The organism is Dongia rigui (assembly GCF_034044635.1).
In the GTDB taxonomy this organism is placed as follows: domain Bacteria; phylum Pseudomonadota; class Alphaproteobacteria; order Dongiales; family Dongiaceae; genus Dongia; species Dongia rigui.
This window is the reverse complement of the sequence record NZ_JAXCLX010000001.1, coordinates 205,462-222,145: the sequence shown is the minus strand read 5'-3', so window position 1 is coordinate 222,145 and position 16,684 is coordinate 205,462. Positions and strand designations below refer to the sequence as shown.

Below are 16,684 nucleotides of genomic sequence, written 5' to 3'. Positions count from 1 at the left end.
CGATCAGCCCATCTTCTTCTTGAGGTTTTCGTCGAGTTTGTCGAGGAACTGGGTCGTCGACAGCCATTTCTGATCCGGGCTGATGAGCAAAGCGAGGTCCTTGGTCATGAAGCCGCTCTCGACCGTGTCGACACACACCTTCTCCAGATCCTCGGCGAACTTCTGCAGTTCCGGCGTGCCGTCGAACTTGCCGCGATACCACAGGCCACGGGTCCAGGCGTAGATCGAGGCGATCGGGTTGGTCGAGGTTTCCTTGCCCTTCTGATGCTCGCGGTAATGGCGTGTCACCGTGCCGTGGGCCGCCTCCGCTTCAACCGTCTTGCCGTCCGGCGAGAGCAAGACCGAGGTCATGAGGCCCAGCGAGCCGAAGCCTTGCGCCACGGTGTCGGACTGCACGTCGCCGTCATAGTTCTTGCAGGCCCAGACGAAACCGCCAGACCATTTCAAGGCGGACGCCACCATGTCGTCGATCAGGCGGTGGTCATAGGTGATGCCGGCCTTGGCGAACTGGTCCTTGAATTCCGTATCGAAGACTTCCTGGAAGATGTCCTTGAACCGGCCGTCATAGGCCTTGAGGATCGTGTTCTTGGTCGAGAGATAGACCGGCCATTTCAGCGTCAGGCCATAGTTGAACGACGAGCGGGCGAAGCCCCGGATCGATTCATCGACGTTGTACATCGCCATGGCGACGCCGCCGCCTGGGAACTGGTACACTTCCTTCTCGATCGGCGCGCTGCCGTCTTCGGGTTCGAATTTGATGGTGAGCTTGCCTTTGCCGGGCACCCGGAAGTCGGTGGCGCGGTACTGGTCGCCGAACGCATGACGGCCGACGACGATCGGCTGCGTCCAGCCCGGCACCAGGCGCGGCACGTTCTTGCAGATGATCGGTTGGCGGAAAACGGTGCCGTCGAGGATGTTGCGGATCGTGCCGTTGGGCGACTTCCACATCTGCTTCAGGTTGAATTCTTTGACGCGCGCCTCATCGGGGGTGATGGTCGCGCATTTGACGCCGACGCCGTATTGCTTGATCGCGTTGGCGGATTCGATCGTGATCTTGTCGTCGGTCTTATCGCGCATCTCGACGCCAAGGTCGTAGTATTTCAGGTCGATGTCGAGATAGGGCAGGATCAGCTTGTTCTTGATGAACGACCAGATGATGCGGGTCATCTCGTCGCCATCAAGCTCGACGACCGGAGTCTTGACCTTAATCTTCGCCATGGGGGCTCAATCCTTCTTCAAACGATGCGCCGGAAAGGCGCTGGAGGGCGCGAAATCGCGCGCAGTCTAGTGGCTGGCTGGGGCGATTTGAAGGAATTTGGCGCCATACCTTAGTCCAAGGCCAGCCAAATCCCTGAAAGCTAGTGTGAAAACCAATTGCCGCTGTCAGATGCGCTCTGGATGGTCGGGTTCTTGGGTTTCAGCCGGGGCCGCCAATAAGTCGAAAAGGCGCCCGATTGAGTTCACGACCGAGAAATACTGCCGGCACGAAGCCTGGGCAAATCCGTCGTCGATGATGCCGTCGATCATGTCGACGAGCCCGTCCCAATAGCCGTCGGCATTGAGCACGATGATCGGCTTGTCGTGCATGCCGAGCTGGCGCCAAGTGACGATCTCGAAAAATTCTTCCAGCGTGCCGAGCCCGCCGGGCAGGACGATGAAGGCGTCCGAAAGCTCGAACATCATGCGCTTGCGGGTATGCATGTTGTCGACCACCTTGAGCTCGGTGAGCCCGCTGTGGCCGATCTCCCGGTCCTGCAGATGTTGCGGAATAATGCCGACAACCTCGCCGCCATGGGCCATGACGCCATCGGCGCAGGCCCCCATCAAGCCGACGCGGCCGCCGCCATAGACGAGGCGGATCTTACGCTCGGCCATTTGCTTGCCGAGATCGCGGGCGAGGGGGACAAAGGCCGGGTTAACACCGCGGGATGACCCGCAATAGACGCAAAGGGATGTAATCGGAGTCATTCCGATGGGTCGCTCCTGTGGTTTGGGGACAATGCGCGGCTGATCGCGGCGATGTCGGGGGAAAAACTGGCTCGAGCCGGATCGCCCAAGCCGAGGGCGGAAGATTGCTTATTCATTAGGCACCAATATGAACCGGCTTCCGGGACAGTTCAATGACCATTGGCGCACAGGATCGAGGCATGGCGATTGCGGCGGGGCAGACATGGGATTAGCTTGACAATAATAGGACCCGGAAAGACGCCTGAGGGGTCGGGCAACAAGGGTGCAACGGGGAAGGTAAATGTCGAGATTGGCTTTGATCGGCGTGACGGGCGCCGCCGTGGTCGTGGTTGCCGCCGGCCTGATCTATTCGATCGGCCAGCAGGAAGGCGACGATTCCGGCGATAATGATACGCCGCCGGTGGCGGAAAATGGCACGGCCACGGTGCCAGCCGCCACGTCGGAGGCAGTACCCAGCGCCGCGTCCCCCGTCGGCACCAGCGCGCAAACCGCCGGCGCCGCGGCGCCCGCGACTGGTACGGCCGTCGTCGCCAATGACGCCGCGCAAGGTGCCGCCGCCGCACCGACAGCGCCCAGCTTTGATGTCGTCCGTGTCAATCCCAACGGCGATGCCGTCATCGCCGGTCGCGCCAAGCCGGGCGCTAGCGTGACGCTGCTGGACGATGGCAAGGTGATCGGCAGCGCCAAGGCGGATGATCGCGGCGAATGGGTGCTGCTGCCCAACAGTTCCATCGCGCCGGGTGAACATAAATTCACCCTGCAGGCGCAAGGCGAGGGCGGCGCGGCGGAACCATCCGAACGCATGGTCATCGTCGTGGTGCCGGCGCCGGCCAAGGATATCGCCGGCAATGCGGTCTCGGCACCCGCCGGTGCCTTGGCCCTGTCCGTACCGCAAAGCGGCGAAGGCCCCAGCGAAATTCTCAACATGCCGAGCACCGGCAGTACCGCAGACCTGCCGAAAGGGCCGGTGCGCGAGCCGACGCTCGACGTCGTCGATTTCGACAAGGAAGGCCGCATGGCGCTGGCGGGCCGGGCGGCGGCGGACAGCAAAGTGGCGCTCTATCTCGATGACAAGCTGATGGGATCGGCAACGGTCGACCCGCAGGGCCGTTGGCGTTTCGTGCCAGCGGACAAACTCAGTATCGGGCGGCATGAACTGCGGGTCGACCAGGTCGATGCGAACAACAAGGTGACGGCCCGCATCGCGCAGCCGATCGAACAGCCGGATTTCGCGGCCCTCACGCCGGGCGATGCGCAGATCGTGGTGCAGCCCGGCAATTCGTTGTGGCGTCTGGCGCGCCGCACCTATGGCGAAGGCTTGCAATATTCGGTGATTTACGAGGCCAATAAGGACCGCGTGCGCGATCCGGATCTTATCTATCCGGGCCAGGTGCTGACGCTTCCGCAATAGTCATGGCGGATCAGATGGCTTCGGCTGCCTTGGGCCAGGTCGGCAGGACTTCGGCCAGCAATTGCAGGAACGGCTTCACTTCGAGCAATACGCTGGCCGCGGCCGAGACGAGATCGACCGGCGTGGCCGGTGTGACGAACGGTGCCTTGCCGACGCAAAGGATCGATTTATGCTTGCTGATGGCCAGGCGCGAATGCAGCAGATCCTGGCTGGCGTCGATGATCGCCATCACCGAACGGCGCATGACCAGGCCTTCGGCGGAATAGGGAAGCGGCGCGATCTCGCCCGAAATCTGGACGATCGGCCCTGACTGCACCTGGCGGGTAGTCGCCAAAAACGGCACATCCATGAATTTGAAGCCGAATTCGACTAACTGGCCGCCGCTGCCAAGTCGTACCGTACCATCGTTCTCGATGTGCATGTGATCCACACCGGGTGGCAGCGTGCTGTTTGCCAGCATCGGCAGGATCGAAATGCTCACTCTGACGAATCCCCTGTTGCGTTCGCGAATGATGCTAGGTCGTCTCGCTTAACGATCTGTAAAAGAGCACCCTGTTTGGTCAGAAAAAAGTGCGTCGCGCGTGATGTATTTTCGCACCGCGGGGGTGGACGATCCATGACAAATCATCATATTAGCCGGAGGAGCGGGCCGAACATCGCCGGCCAAGCCGTTACCAAGAGGCAGTATTTTGAAGCCGAAGTTCTTTAATCCGATCCACCGGGCCGGTTGGCCGTTCCTGGCCATTTTCGCCATCGCCACCGCCATTCTGTGGTGGCTTTGGTACCCGCTGGGCTTCGTCGGCCTTCTGCTTACCTTATGGTGTGGGTATTTTTTCCGTGATCCGGACCGCATCACCCCGACCCGCGCTGGGCTCGTCATCAGCCCGGCCGACGGCGTCGTACAGATGATCCAGCCGGCCGTCCCCCCGGCCGAGTTGGGCCTCGACCAACGCCCGCGCACCCGCATCAGCGTTTTCATGGACGTCCTCTCGGTTCACATCAACCGTTCCCCGGTCGATGCCGAGGTGATCGCCACGGCCTACCGCCCGGGCAAGTTCCTCAATGCTGCCCTCGACAAGGCCAGCGACGAGAACGAGCGCAGCTCCATGCATCTGCGCATGGCCGACGGCCAGGACATTCTGGTGGTGCAGATCGCGGGTCTCGTCGCGCGCCGAATCTTGAGCTGGACCCGCAACGGCCAAAGGCTGCGCGCGGGCGAGCGTTACGGTATGATCCGCTTCGGCAGCCGCGTCGATGTCTATCTGCCCGACGGGGTGCAGCCGCTGGTCGCGGTTGGCCAGTTGGCGGTTGCCGGTGAAACGGTTCTGGCCGATTTCCGGTCGGAAGAAGCGGCCCGCCTCGGCGAGATGCGCTAAAGCCTGCCAGTGTTCGAAGCGTCAGTGACGCGAAGGAGTATGCCATGATCCGACACCGCCGCCTGCGCGATCATTCGATCAATCGGCTGATCCCGAATATGCTGACGATCTTCGCGCTTTGCGCGGGTCTTACCGGCATCCGCTTCGCGTTGCTTGACCGCTGGGAAAACGCGGTCATCGCCATTCTGATCGCAGCCGTCTTCGACGCGCTCGACGGACGCATTGCGCGCCTGCTCGATTCCTCCAGCAAATTCGGTGCGGAGCTCGATTCTCTCAGCGATTTTGTCAGCTTTGGTGTGGCGCCGGCGATGATCATGTTCCTGTGGAGCACGCATGAGGTGAAGGGCATCGGCTGGGCGCTGACGCTGGCCTTCAGCGCCTGCATGGCGTTGCGTCTCGCGCGCTTCAACACCAAGCTCGATAACGCCGATCTACCGGCCTGGACCAGCCGCTTCTTCACCGGCGTGCCCGCACCTGCCGGTGCGGGCCTGGTGCTGATGCCGCTCATCGCCTGGCTGGAATACGGCTTCGAGTTCCTTCGCGCACCGCTCTTCGTGGGCATTTTTCTGGTCGTTGTCGCCGGCCTGCTGGTGAGCCGCCTGCCGACCTTCTCGTTCAAGCGCGTGCGCGTGACGCAGGCCTGGGTGTTGCCCACCATGATTGCAGTCGTCGCCTATGCGTCGCTGCTGGTGAGCCTGCCTTGGGCGACGCTGTTCTTCACGCTGCTCGCTTATCTCTCGACGCTGCCATTCGCCTATCGCAGCCAGCGCCGGCTGCAGGCGCAGCGCCCGATTCCGGAGGCAGCCGCGACGGAAGTCGACGCGGATCACGACTGATGTTCGATCGCGCCCTCAGGCGGCGCATCGATCCATCGCTCGAGCGGTTGGCGCGCAAGGCGCAGGCCGCTGGCCTCACCGCGGATCGCGTCACTTGGATCGGCTTTGGCCTCGGTCTTCTCGCGATCGTTGCCATCGCCAGCGGGGCAGAGTTCTGGGGGCTTGTTCTCCTTGGTGCCAACCGCCTGTGTGACGGCATCGACGGATCGCTGGCGCGACTGACCCGGCCGACAGATCGCGGCGCCTATCTCGATATCGTGCTGGATTTCATTTTCTATGCCGGCTTCGTCTTTGCCTGCGCCGTGGCGCGGCCCGAACATGCCGTGGCGGCGGCCTTCCTGATCTTCAGCTTCGTTGGCACCGGCACGACGTTTCTGGCGCATGCCATCATGGCGGCCAAACGCAATCAATCTGACGAGGTAACTGCCGGGAAAGGCATTGCGTATCTTGGTGGCTTCACGGAAGGGACTGAGACGATTGCCGTCTTCGTCCTGATGCTGCTGTTTCCAGGCGCCTTCAACTGGCTGGCCTGGCTCTTCGGCATCTTGTGCTGGTTGACCACGGCAACCCGGATTGCCGCCACGTTGCGGGCGCTGCCAGCCTGAACGGCCGGCATTCTATTTGTGCGCGTGATGCGCCTGGATGGTCTGCACCAGTTCTTCGAGCTTCACTTTATCCATCAGATAAAGGTTGCGCCCCTTGCGCTTCAGAAGCCCGCTCGGATAGAGCTGGCTGACAGCTCGGTTGACCGTCTCACGCGTCGTGCTGGTGATGCCGGCGATCTCATGCATCGGCGGCAACGGGCGCACGACCCAGAGGCCGGGCACGGCTGGTTCCGGCTGCGCCATGCGCAGCAACTCGGCATAGACGCGCTGTGCCGCCTGCAACGTCGACAGTTCCATAATGCGCAGGCCGCTCTGGCGCACCAGACGCGCCATGCGCTGCAGCAGGCGGAAGGAGACGGCGGCATTGGTGCGCACCAGATCCATGAAGACGTCGGGCGGCATGATGCACAATTCCGACTTCTCGATCGCGGTCACGCTGGCCGAACGCGGCTGATCGTCGATCGCCGCCAACTCGCCGAAGGATTCGCCGGGCTTCACGGTCGCGAGCGTTACTTCCTTGCCGGAGGGCGAGAAGGTGACAACGGCCACGGAACCTTTAAGGACGAAAAACACATCCTTCGATGTGGCGCCCTTGTCCAGAATGGTCTGGCCCTTGTCGCAATTGCGCCACCGGCAGCGCCCTTCGAGCGCTTTCAGGTCGATGTCGGGGATGCCCTCGAGCAGCGCAAAGGCGCGCAAGGTGCGTTCGGTGGTTTGTGTCTGAGTCGTTCCCATGGCCGGCAGCATAATCGAAAGGCGGCGCCCCGCCAACCGGCCGTAACGCTGGAACTCAACAGGAACGATATGCCTCGCATACCTTGGTTTAGCTATCGCCGCGGGGCTACCACCGCAGCACCCTGCGCCCGATCAGAGCCCCGAGGATCGTGACGATGACGATCGCGCCCAGGTACCAGATGGCCACATAGAACGGCGAATCATTGTCGCAGTGGACCGAGTAGATGAAGGCACCGATGCCGCCGGCGGCGAAACCGGCAGCGGCCCCGGCCATCGTCGGCGATTGCGGGGCGCCACGACGCATGGCGTAGAGCCCGGCCGCCAGCGGCGCCAGTGAGATGGCCGGCACCAGGCACAGGCAGTAAAGCGGGTAGAATCCAATCGCGCTGGCGCCCCATTGATCGGTCGGCAGCATCACCATTTCCATGGCGACCGACAGCAGCAGCGGCGCCAAGGCAAGCGGCAGCCAAAGGAAAACGCGGCGAACCGACTGTTCGGGCCGCGCCATTTCAAGCAGCAAGACCAGGCCGAACAAGGCGATGCTGCCGGCGGTCGCGAATTTGAACAGATACCGCCACGTCCCCAATGCGGTCAGAAAATCCGCCCGAATCCGCAGTTCCACGACGAACACCAGCAGCGAAACGATGAGCGCCAACGGTAGTGCGACAGCAAGAATCTGTTGGGCCCGTGCTGGTGGGCGTCCCTGGTCGGCCACGAGGCCGCTGATGAGATCGTCGGTCTTCACTGTTCGCTCCTTTGTGCCGCGCGCGAAAGGGCGGCAAGTCCCCGGTGCAGCGCCACCCGCACGGCGCCCTCGCTCAGGGTCAGTTTCTTGGCAGTCTCGCTGGGACTCAACCCGTCGATGGAAATGGCGCGGACCACTTGCGACTGGCCGGGCGGCAAAGTCGCCAGGTGCCGGTCGAGGGCCTCGGTCGACAGCGTCTCTTCGGGTTCGGGTGCCGCCAACGTCTCCATGATGTCGTCGACCGGCACCATGATGCGGCGGCCGCGCCGGCGCAGATTGTCGATCAACTTGTGCCGGGTGACCGCGCGCAGCCACGGCAGGATGGCCCGGTCAGGGTCCCAGCTCCCGCGCTTCAAATGAATGGCCAGCAATGTCTCTTGCACGATGTCCTCGGCTTCTGCGATCTCGTAGCCCTGGCGCGACAACTCCCGCCTGACCCAGCGGCGCAGCATGTCGGCAAGGGCCGCCAGCAACCGGCGATAGGCCCCGGCGTCCCCCGCCTGGGCCGCCCGCATCAGACTGGCCAGTTCGTCTTCCAAATCCGTCACACCTGCACACCCCGTGTTACGCGGCCCTGGCAACAATTGTTACACCGGCCGGGTGGCGCATCATGATTCATCGTGCTGCGTCGGTAAACTGCATGATTTTGGCCCCATCGCTGTAACACCGAACCGTTCGGACCCGAAACATGCCGCGTAGGGCAGCAAACGGCTGCTCATTTTCAGGAGGAAATGCTTATGAACCGCCGTACCGCGTCGCTGGCTTTGGCCGGCTCGTTGTTGACTGCTCTTGCGATCGCCAGCGCCCCTTCCCGGGCCGACGAGGCAAAGGAAAAGTGCTTTGGTGTGGCGCTCGCCGGCCAAAATGATTGCGCCTCGGCCGGCGGGAATTCCTGCGCCGGCCAGTCAAAGGCCGATTACGACAAGGCCGCCTGGAAACTGGTGCCCAAGGGCTCATGCGAAACCACCATGATCAAGCTGCCGGATGGCACCGAGCGCGCTGGTTCCCTGAAGCCTATCGAATCCTGAGCCTATGACGCTGCAGCCCGACATCGCGGCGGCGCGTGGCCCGGTCCCGGCGAAAGCCGGGATCGGCCTGCGTTCGGCGCATTATGCCGATCTGCTGACCGATCCCCACCGCGTCGCCTGGGTCGAGGTGCATCCCGAGAACTTTATGTGTGCCGGCGGACCGCAGCATCGCGTTCTCGGCAAGGTCCGGGATCATTGTGCGCTGTCCTTTCACGGTGTCGGCCTGTCGCTGGGCGGAACCGCGCGCCCGGACCCGGCCCATCTTGGGCGCCTCGCCGATCTCATGCGGCGCTATGAACCGGCTTGCTTTTCCGAGCATCTCGCCTGGTCCGAGCATGGCGGTCAGTTCTTGAACGACCTGCTGCCGCTCCCCTACACCCACGAGACGCTCGACCGGGTTGTGGCCCATGTCGATGAAGTGCAGGGATGTCTCGGACGCCGGCTGTTGATCGAGAATCCATCGCTCTATCTCAGCTTCGATGGCAACGATATGGCTGAGACAGATCTGCTCTCTGAACTGGTGCGTCGCACCGGCTGCGGCCTGTTGCTCGATATCAACAATGTCTTCGTTTCGGCCAATAATCTTGATTACGACCCGCGCGGGTATCTCGCAGCCTATCCGTTGCAGTGTGTGGGCGAGATCCATCTGGCCGGGTATCGCGCCGAAACGGATGCAGACGGCACCGAGGTCCTGATCGATACCCATGGCTCCCTGGTGGCCGGCCCGGTTTGGGATCTCTATCGCCATGTCGTGGCACAGACCGGCCCGCTGCCGACCTTGATCGAATGGGACCAGGATCTGCCGTCCTGGGATGTGCTGCGCGGCGAAGCCGCGCGGGCGCAAGCGATTCTGAACACCCATGCCGGAAACGCCCATGTTGCCGCGTGACCGACAGGCCGCTTTCGCCGCAGCCATTCTGGACCGGTCGATCGCGATTCCGACCGGCCTGCGGCAGCCCGGACGCTTTGCCATTTATCGGAACAATGTATTTGCCGGTTTGATCGCAACCCTGACATCGCGTTTTCCCGTGACATGCCGCCTGCTCGGTACTGACTGTTTCGAGGGGTGTGCCCTGCGCTTCATTGCTGCACAGCCGCCAACCACACCCGTCATCCATGATTATGGCGCGGGCTTTGCCGATTTCGTGGGGACCTTGTCCGATCTGTCGCAGCTTGCCTATCTGCCCGACGTCGTGCGCCTGGAATGGGCGCGGCACCTAGCCTTGCACGCAGCGGACGCACCGGTCTTGATGCCACAAGCCCTCGTGGATGTTGCGCCGGAACGCGTGGGCGATCTCGTCTTCGAGATCCATCCGGCGGCGCGTTTGCTGCACTCGGCCTATCCCATCCACACGATCTGGCAGACCAATACGTTCGACATCGAAACGGCCGCTATTGCGGCTGATGCCCCGGGCCAATCCGTTCTTGTGTCACGGCACGATGACGAGGTCGTGCTGCTGGCTTTGGCGCCGGCCGCCGCTGCATTCGCGGCGGCACTTTTCACCGGCGCATCCCTGGGCGCTGCTGCCGGCGAAATGAGCGACATGGCGCCCACGCTCGCCGCACTGCTGCAGGCGCGGGCGTTTACCGGCTATGCGTTTTCCCTTGATACGACACAGGATGCACCATGCCTTTCAACCGACTGATCGACTTCTTTTCGCGCGTCCCGATGGATTTGATCGCGCTGCTGGCGCGGCTTGGCATCGCCGTCGTCTTTCTGCGTTCCGGCCTGCTGAAGCTCGATGGCTGGGACAACGGCAATACGCTGGCGCTGTTCCAATATGAATACCAGCTGCCGCTCATCCCGCCGCAGCTCGCGGCGCCCATGGCCATGGCGATGGAACTTGCCATGCCGATGTTCCTCTTCGCGGGTCTCGGCACGCGCTTTGCTGCCTTGGCCTTGCTCTGCATGACGGCGGTGATCGAGATCTTCGTTTACCCCGGTGCTTTCGACACTCATGCCGTCTGGGCGGTGTCGCTGCTGTTCCTCATCAAGAACGGTGCCGGGCATGTCTCGCTCGACCACCTGATCGCGACGCGCACAGGTCAGCGGCCGGCGGTCGCCCGCTGAACCAGCGCATAGCGGCCGGCGGCATACCAGGTGAAAGCCAGTACCTGCAGGCACAGCAAGGTGCCAAGGGCTATGGCGTAGGCGTCGGCCTTGGGCATGCTGAGCGACAGATGGTCGAGTGCCCAGCCGATCGATGACTGGAACAGCGCCGATGCCAGAAACAGCATCAGGTTGGCAGCCGATTGTGCGCGTCCCGCGAGCTGGCGCCCGAAATGCGCGCCGAGCGTCGCATAGCCCAGATTGGCCGCCTGACCGGTGAAGCCATAGACCAGCCAGATCACGGGCAGGGCGATGGGCAGCGCAAAGATCATCGCCAGCTGCGCTGCTGCATAAAGGGCGAAAGCGGCGCCGACGATGAATTTGAGTGCGATGCCACGCCGCTGGGCGGCATCGGCGATGAAGCCTGTCGACAGCGACCCCACGGCAAAGGCCAATCCCAGGATCATCAATTGCTGGCCGGCAGCGTGCCGCTCCAGGCCAGCCACATCGACCATCCAGCGCGTCGCCCATAATGTCTGGACGGCGATGAAGGTGCCCGAGATGGCCGCCACCATCGGTGTCACGCGCCAGAAAATGCCGTCGCGGAAGATATCGGCGTAGCCTTTTAATTGGGCACGGAACGCGAGGGGATGATGGTCGTCATCGCGCTTTGGCACCAGGAAATATATCGTCGCTGTGACCGCCAGTGTGAAGCCAACAAGGATAAAGAACAGGGCGCGCCAGCCGATGAGGTCGGCCGCCAGATTGGCAGGATAGGTGCCAGCCAGGAAGCCGAGCCCACCGAAGGTCACGACCGCCGAATTCCCCAATGCCAGCCGTTCCGGCGGCAGCCACATGGCATTGGCCTTGAAGGCCGACATCAGGCAGCCGCCGAGCCCGACACCGATGAGGAGCCGCGCACCGGCAAGTTCGACGGTGTTGTTGCCCAGTGCAAATAATGCCGCGCCCAAGGCCGCCAGCAGCAGCAGCCCGGTCTGCACCAGCCGCGGACCGAAGCGGTCGAGCAGCAACCCCAACGGCAATTGGAACAGCACGAAGCCGTAGAGATACATCGACGTCATGAGGCCGAGATCGGTGTTGCTGAGCGAGAGCTCTTTCACCAGATCATCCGAGATCGCCGCATTCACGACGCGAAAGAGATAGGAGGTGAAATAGCCGGCGGCGAAGGGCCCCAGTGCGCGGGCAATGAGGGCGCCGTTCATGCGGCGTTGAGTGGCTGCCGCTGCGCGCGGCGCTGGTCATAAAGCGTGTTGCCGGCCACGGCACCCACCACCAGTATCCCGCCATAGAGGGCATAGATGCCGGGATTCTCGCCCAGGAAAACGAACACCCAGAAGGCGCCCAGCACTGTTTCCACGAGCGAGATGAGGGCCGCCTTGGCAGCGGGGATCAAGCGCGCACCGGTAGTGAAAAGGATGAGGCCGATTGCAAGTTGTACCGCGCCGAACAGGAACAGATAGAAGAGGTCGCTGCCCGTCACCTCGAACGCCAGCTCGCCTGCCAAGCTGAAGCCGATGACGCCCATGATCGCGGTGCCAAGGCACGTGGCCGGCGTCATGCGCACATGGGCAAAGCGGCGCGTGAGCACGGTGGCCACCGCAAAGCTCACCGCAATGACGCCGGAGAGCGACATGCCGAGCAAATCGGCATGGCCTTCGGCCTTGGCCACCATCAGCAGAATGCCGCCAAAGGCCACGGCCATGGCGACGATACGCGCAAGTCCCAAACGTTCGCGCATCCAAATCCAGGCGAGGAGCCCGGCAATCAGCGGTGCCGTCGACTGCACCACCAGGATCAGCGCCACGGTCGCGTGTTGCAGCGCGATGACGAAGGAGATCGACGCGGCGGCAAAGCAGATCGCCACACCGATTCCGCCCGCGCCCATATTGCGAAAATGCGTCCAGGTCCCGCGCCCATCGCGGATGAGGAGAAAGATCAGCAATGCCACGGCGGCGATGGCGCCCCGCCAGCCGACCGTCACCCAGGCCTCGGTCTGAATCTGGCGCGCGATGAGTCCACCGAGACTCCAGCAGATGGCTGCTGCTGTCACCAGCAGCGTGCCCTTGGTGCTTTGCGAAGCGGCCCCATCAGACATGCGATGTCGTTCCCCCCTGAATTGACCGCAGCATAAAGACCATGCCCGTGACGGCAAGGGCACCGCCGCTCATGGCTGTTATGCGCTAATCTTCCTTGGCTGCTTCACTGCGCTCCACTTCCGAGAGCAGCCAGTCGCGAAAGGCCACGAAGGCGGGGTCGCTGAGGGCCTCGGCCCGGTAGATGAGGTGCCAGGCACGGCCCGGATCGCTGAGGGCCAGATCGAACAGCCGCACCAGCCTGCCGGCCGCAAGATCGTCCTGCACATAGGGTGCGCGGACCAAGGCGACGCCGAGGCCATCGAGTGCCGCCTGAATCGCGTAGGTCGAATAGTCGAAGGAGAGGCGGCGGCGAAAACGCGCCGGGTCCAGTCCGCTCATCGCCAGCCAGCGCGGCCATTCCTGCGGTGCGTGTGCCACTTCCAGCAGCGTGTTGTGCTGCAGGTCGGCAAGCCGGCCGATGCCCTGTGCGACGACCGGGGCGGCCACTGGAAAGAGCGCCGCGCTGAACAGTTTCTCGGCGATGAAGCCGGGCAGAGGGGCTGTTGAAAGCCTGACTGTTGCCGCCCAATCCTGGCGCAAGGTGACGTGATCGTCGATCGCGGTGACCAGCCGCACCTCGATGCCTGGATGCTGGCGCTGAAAATGCTGCAGGCGTGGGATCAGCCAGCGCATGGCGAAGGTCGGGCCAGCCGCGACCGACAGCCCAGGCAAAGCGGTTCGCCGCACGCTGTCGACCGCTGCCTCCAGCCGCCGAAAGGCGTCGTCGAGCAATGGCGCGAGGCTCCGACCCGCCGGCGTGGGAATGAGGGAATTGGCGTGGCGCTCGAACAGGATCTGCCCGATCTGCCCCTCGACCAGTTTCACCAGCCGGCTGATGGCGGTCTGGGTGACATTGAGTTCCGCTGCCGCAGCCACGAAGCTGCCTAAGCGCAAAGCAGCCTCGACTGCTTTCAATCCTTTGAGAGACGGTGTCATCTAGCAATCTTACCCCAATAAAAACTTGGGCTAGTCTGGCATATTGTCGTTGGCGGCGAAAGTCCGGGCGGCGCATAGGGAGAGACCAATTCGGGGAACATTCGCGTGAGCTTTGCCGCCACCCTTCTTGCCGTGATCGCCGCCGTGCTCGCCACGTCGTTCCTCTCCGGCATTTTCGGCATGCTGGGCGGGCTCATCCTCCTTGGCCTGCTGCTGCTCGTTCTTCCCGTGCCCGCGGCGATGAGCCTCCATGCTGTGACACAGATGACCTCCAACGGCTGGCGCGCTTTGCTGTGGTACCGTCTCATCCTGTGGCGCGTCATGCCGGGCTATATCTTGGGCTCTGGGATCGCCTTTGCGATCTTCACCTGGATCAGTTTCCAGCCGCCCACCGCCTGGGTCTATATCGGCATGGGGGTCGTGCCGATGATCGCCGTGCTGGTGCCAGCCCATATCGCCCCTGACATCCGCCGCCCCTATGCCTCGACCGTCCTCGGCTTCGTGGTGATGAGCGTGCAGCTGATCTCGGGCGTCGCCGGTGTGCTGGTCGACATTTTCTTCTTCCGCACCGATCTCGACCGGCGCCAGATCGTCGCCACCAAGGCGTTCAGCCAGTTGGTCGGCCATGTCTACCGCCTCATCTATTTCACCCTCATCGCCACCCAGGGCGAGGTCGTTTCCGAGGTGCCGCTTTGGGTCTTTGGCGTCGCCATCGTCACCGCCATGGTGGGCGCCACGTTGGCGCGCGTCGTGCTGGACCGCCTCACCAACCGCGCCTTCCTGATGTGGACCCGGGGGCTGGGCGTGGCCATTGGGGCGGTCTACCTCGGCCACGGCATCTACCAGCTGCTCCATTCCGGCTAGTTGGCCCGGCTAAGTAGCGGTGACTTTTTAACAATTGCCCTTTATCTTCAGGTTCGTTGATTCGATAGCGAGATGGGGCAGATCATGGTTTCGGCGGCGGTTCAGGCGCATTGCAGCAGGCAGGGAAAGCGCCTTGTCTCGGCAGCCTTGCTCACCGGCCTGCTGACCGGCTGCGCCGCACAGCCGACGCAACCGCCCGTGGTGACAGCACCAACCGCGCCGGAACCCGCACCAACCCCTGCGGCACCTGCTGCATCTGCCGTCCCCGATTTCACCCAGATTACCCAGACCACCTGCCCGGCCAATGCCGCGAGTTACCAGGAATGGGTGGCGCGTTTTGGCGCCTATGCACTGCATCAGGGCGAACCGGAACCGGTCATCCGCACGGCGTTTGCGGGCGTCACCGAAAACCCGAAGATCCGCGACCGCGCTGGCAAGCAAGCCGAATTTGTGACACCGGTCTGGACCTATCTCGACCGCGCCGTGTCGGCTGAACGCGTCGCCAAGGGCCAGGCGAAACTCCCCGAGGTGCGCGCCATCGCCAGCGATGTCGAGCGCGACTACGGCGTGCCGCCGGCGATCCTCATGGGCATCTGGGGCATTGAGACGGATTTCGGCAACAATTTCGGCGATGTGAATGTCTTCGAAGCGCTCTCGAATGTGGGCTACGGCACCAGCCGCAAGGCGTTCGCCTGCACAGAGCTTCTCTCGGCCTTGAAGATCGTCGATCGCGGCCATGTACAGCCTGCCCAGATGATCGGCTCCTGGGCCGGCGCCATGGGCCACAGCCAGTTCCTGCCCTCGAACTACCTCACCGTCGCGGTTGATCGCGATGGTTCGGGCGCCCCGGATCTCTGGACGTCGATGCCCGACGTCTTTGCCTCGACCGCCAATCACCTGGTGCGCGATGGCTGGCAGCGCGGCCTCACCTGGGGCTTCGAGGTGAAATTGCCGCAAGGCTTCCCCTATCAGGAGGCGGAACTCGACATCGAGAAGCCGGCCGCCCATTGGCAGCAGCGCGGTGTCCGGACGATCGACGGCCAGCCGCTGCCGGCACTCCCCGGCAATACCTCGATCCTGGTGCTGGCGGGCTATAAGGGCCCGGCCTTCCTGGTGACGAAGAACTTCAAGACCATCCTCAAATACAACTACTCGACCTCCTACGCGCTGTCGGTCGCCTATCTCGGCCAGCGCGTCATGGGCGGTCCGGGCGTCAAGGCGACGTGGCCGGTCGATGAGCCGCTGCTGTCGCTCGACGAGCGGGAGGAACTGCAACAACGCCTGATCGATCGCGGTCTTTTGGGTGGCAGTGCCGATGGCGTCATCGGCCTGAAGACCCGCAAGGCGATCCGAGCCTTCCAACTGCAGGTCGGTCTCCCGGCCGATGGATTCGCGACCAAGGCGTTTCTCGAGGAACTGCGCCGGCGCACGTCAAGCTGATTGCCGATATCCTGCTGATCTATAAGGGAAAAGGCCGATTGCATTTCCCTGGCCGATGGTTATAGTCCCGCCTTTCGGGAAGGTTGGGGCGGTTTGCCGGACCCTGACGGCCAATATTCTTCAGGGAGAGATTCCATGTTCATTTCAGAAGCTTACGCACAGGCCGCGGGTGCCGCTCCGGGTGCCAGCGACATGATCACCAGCTTTCTGCCGCTGGTCCTCATCTTCGTTGTCTTCTGGTTCCTGATGATCCGCCCGCAGCAGAAGCGCATGAAGGAACATCGCGCGCTCGTCGCCGCGGCGAAGAAGGGTGACAAGGTTGTCACCAATGGCGGCATCCTCGGTACCATCACGAAGGCCGTCGATGGCGAGAATGATGTCGAAGTCGAGATCGCCGCTGGCGTGAAGGTGCGTGTGCTGCGCTCGGCCATCCAGGATGTGCTCAACCGCACCCTGCCGACGGGCAAAGGCGGCAAAGCCGTCGAAGCCAAGGGCGAAGCGAAGTCCGAAGGCGCCAACGACGCCTGACGAGAA

20 protein-coding genes are annotated in these 16,684 nt (G+C 63.1%); 11 read left to right on the top strand and 9 right to left on the bottom strand.

Translation table 11 applies throughout. The annotated features are described in order from the left end of the window. Positions 1-3: 3 nt before the first annotated feature. Both SMD31_RS01015 and SMD31_RS01010 read right to left on the bottom strand, forming a co-directional pair. Positions 4-1,218 carry an NADP-dependent isocitrate dehydrogenase gene (locus SMD31_RS01015; RefSeq protein ID WP_320498721.1) on the bottom strand — a complete coding sequence of 405 codons (1,215 nt, stop codon included), beginning with the start codon at positions 1,216-1,218 and terminating at the stop codon, positions 4-6. Positions 1,219-1,383: 165 nt separating this feature from the next. Continuing rightward, the gene (locus tag SMD31_RS01010; RefSeq protein WP_320498720.1) at positions 1,384-1,968 is read right to left on the bottom strand and encodes an LOG family protein; all 585 of its coding nucleotides are present in this window, start codon (positions 1,966-1,968) and stop codon (positions 1,384-1,386) included. Between the two features lie 280 nt (positions 1,969-2,248). Here SMD31_RS01010 and SMD31_RS01005 point away from each other — a divergent pair, with 280 nt between their 5' ends. Continuing rightward, complete coding sequence (locus tag SMD31_RS01005; RefSeq protein ID WP_320498719.1) at positions 2,249-3,379, top strand: LysM peptidoglycan-binding domain-containing protein; 1,131 nt, start codon at positions 2,249-2,251, stop codon at positions 3,377-3,379. Between the two features lie 10 nt (positions 3,380-3,389). Here SMD31_RS01005 and SMD31_RS01000 read toward each other — a convergent pair whose 3' ends face one another. Continuing rightward, complete coding sequence (locus tag SMD31_RS01000; protein ID WP_320498718.1) at positions 3,390-3,860, bottom strand: hypothetical protein; 471 nt, start codon at positions 3,858-3,860, stop codon at positions 3,390-3,392. A 208-nt stretch (positions 3,861-4,068) separates the two neighbouring features. Between SMD31_RS01000 and SMD31_RS00995 the strand changes: the two genes are divergently transcribed. From SMD31_RS00995 to SMD31_RS00985, 3 genes are read left to right on the top strand one after another with little or no spacing between them, the layout of a single operon-like run. Next, positions 4,069-4,755, top strand: coding sequence for a phosphatidylserine decarboxylase (locus SMD31_RS00995; protein ID WP_320498717.1), 687 nt, complete (start codon positions 4,069-4,071; stop codon positions 4,753-4,755). 44 nt (positions 4,756-4,799) lie between these two features. Beyond that, complete coding sequence (gene pssA, locus SMD31_RS00990; RefSeq protein ID WP_320498716.1) at positions 4,800-5,591, top strand: CDP-diacylglycerol--serine O-phosphatidyltransferase; 792 nt, start codon at positions 4,800-4,802, stop codon at positions 5,589-5,591. Next, on the top strand, positions 5,591-6,196 hold the full coding sequence (locus tag SMD31_RS00985) for a CDP-alcohol phosphatidyltransferase family protein (protein WP_320498714.1): 606 nt from the start codon (positions 5,591-5,593) through the stop codon (positions 6,194-6,196). The genes pssA and SMD31_RS00985 overlap by 1 nt, the downstream gene beginning before the upstream one ends. 12 nt (positions 6,197-6,208) lie before the next feature. Here the strand turns inward: SMD31_RS00985 and SMD31_RS00980 are convergent, their stop codons facing one another. From SMD31_RS00980 to SMD31_RS00970, 3 genes are all read right to left on the bottom strand, one after another. Then, entirely contained in the window at positions 6,209-6,931 is a 723-nt protein-coding gene (locus tag SMD31_RS00980) for a Crp/Fnr family transcriptional regulator (protein WP_320498712.1), read from the bottom strand. Positions 6,932-7,037: 106 nt separating this feature from the next. Beyond that, on the bottom strand, positions 7,038-7,676 hold the full coding sequence (locus SMD31_RS00975; protein ID WP_320498711.1) for a DUF1109 domain-containing protein: 639 nt from the start codon (positions 7,674-7,676) through the stop codon (positions 7,038-7,040). Then, positions 7,673-8,224, bottom strand: a complete 552-nt coding sequence (locus SMD31_RS00970) for a sigma-70 family RNA polymerase sigma factor (RefSeq protein ID WP_320498710.1) — start codon at positions 8,222-8,224, stop codon at positions 7,673-7,675. Before SMD31_RS00970 ends, SMD31_RS00975 begins: the two co-directional genes overlap by 4 nt. Before the next feature lie 189 nt (positions 8,225-8,413). Between SMD31_RS00970 and SMD31_RS00965 the strand changes: the two genes are divergently transcribed. The 4 genes from SMD31_RS00965 to SMD31_RS00950 are packed head-to-tail and all read left to right on the top strand — an operon-like array spanning position 8,414 to position 10,775. Beyond that, complete coding sequence (locus SMD31_RS00965; RefSeq protein WP_320498708.1) at positions 8,414-8,704, top strand: BufA1 family periplasmic bufferin-type metallophore; 291 nt, start codon at positions 8,414-8,416, stop codon at positions 8,702-8,704. 4 nt (positions 8,705-8,708) lie between these two features. Next, on the top strand, positions 8,709-9,593 hold the full coding sequence (bufB, locus tag SMD31_RS00960; RefSeq protein WP_320498707.1) for an MNIO family bufferin maturase: 885 nt from the start codon (positions 8,709-8,711) through the stop codon (positions 9,591-9,593). Continuing rightward, positions 9,580-10,350, top strand: coding sequence for an HvfC/BufC N-terminal domain-containing protein (locus SMD31_RS00955; RefSeq protein ID WP_320498705.1), 771 nt, complete (start codon positions 9,580-9,582; stop codon positions 10,348-10,350). Before bufB ends, SMD31_RS00955 begins: the two co-directional genes overlap by 14 nt. Continuing rightward, the gene (locus tag SMD31_RS00950; RefSeq protein WP_320498703.1) at positions 10,332-10,775 is read left to right on the top strand and encodes a DoxX family protein; all 444 of its coding nucleotides are present in this window, start codon (positions 10,332-10,334) and stop codon (positions 10,773-10,775) included. Before SMD31_RS00955 ends, SMD31_RS00950 begins: the two co-directional genes overlap by 19 nt. Here the strand turns inward: SMD31_RS00950 and SMD31_RS00945 are convergent. The 3 genes from SMD31_RS00945 to SMD31_RS00935 form a co-directional block, all read right to left on the bottom strand. After that, a complete protein-coding gene (locus SMD31_RS00945; protein WP_320498702.1) occupies positions 10,751-11,977 on the bottom strand; it encodes an MFS transporter in 1,227 nt (408 codons plus the stop codon). The genes SMD31_RS00950 and SMD31_RS00945 overlap by 25 nt on opposite strands. Beyond that, entirely contained in the window at positions 11,974-12,870 is an 897-nt protein-coding gene (locus SMD31_RS00940) for a DMT family transporter (protein WP_320498700.1), read from the bottom strand. Before SMD31_RS00940 ends, SMD31_RS00945 begins: the two co-directional genes overlap by 4 nt. Before the next feature lie 85 nt (positions 12,871-12,955). Continuing rightward, a complete protein-coding gene (locus SMD31_RS00935) occupies positions 12,956-13,846 on the bottom strand; it encodes a LysR substrate-binding domain-containing protein (RefSeq protein ID WP_320498699.1) in 891 nt (296 codons plus the stop codon). Positions 13,847-13,951: 105 nt separating this feature from the next. On the opposite strand from SMD31_RS00935, the gene SMD31_RS00930 reads away from it, so the two are divergent. From SMD31_RS00930 to yajC, 3 genes are all read left to right on the top strand, one after another. Then, positions 13,952-14,710, top strand: coding sequence for a TSUP family transporter (locus SMD31_RS00930; RefSeq protein WP_320498697.1), 759 nt, complete (start codon positions 13,952-13,954; stop codon positions 14,708-14,710). Positions 14,711-14,782: 72 nt separating this feature from the next. After that, positions 14,783-16,150, top strand: a complete 1,368-nt coding sequence (locus tag SMD31_RS00925; RefSeq protein ID WP_320498696.1) for a lytic murein transglycosylase — start codon at positions 14,783-14,785, stop codon at positions 16,148-16,150. 135 nt (positions 16,151-16,285) lie between these two features. Beyond that, positions 16,286-16,678, top strand: coding sequence for a preprotein translocase subunit YajC (yajC, locus tag SMD31_RS00920; RefSeq protein ID WP_320498695.1), 393 nt, complete (start codon positions 16,286-16,288; stop codon positions 16,676-16,678). The last annotated feature ends 6 nt before the right edge of the window (positions 16,679-16,684 follow it).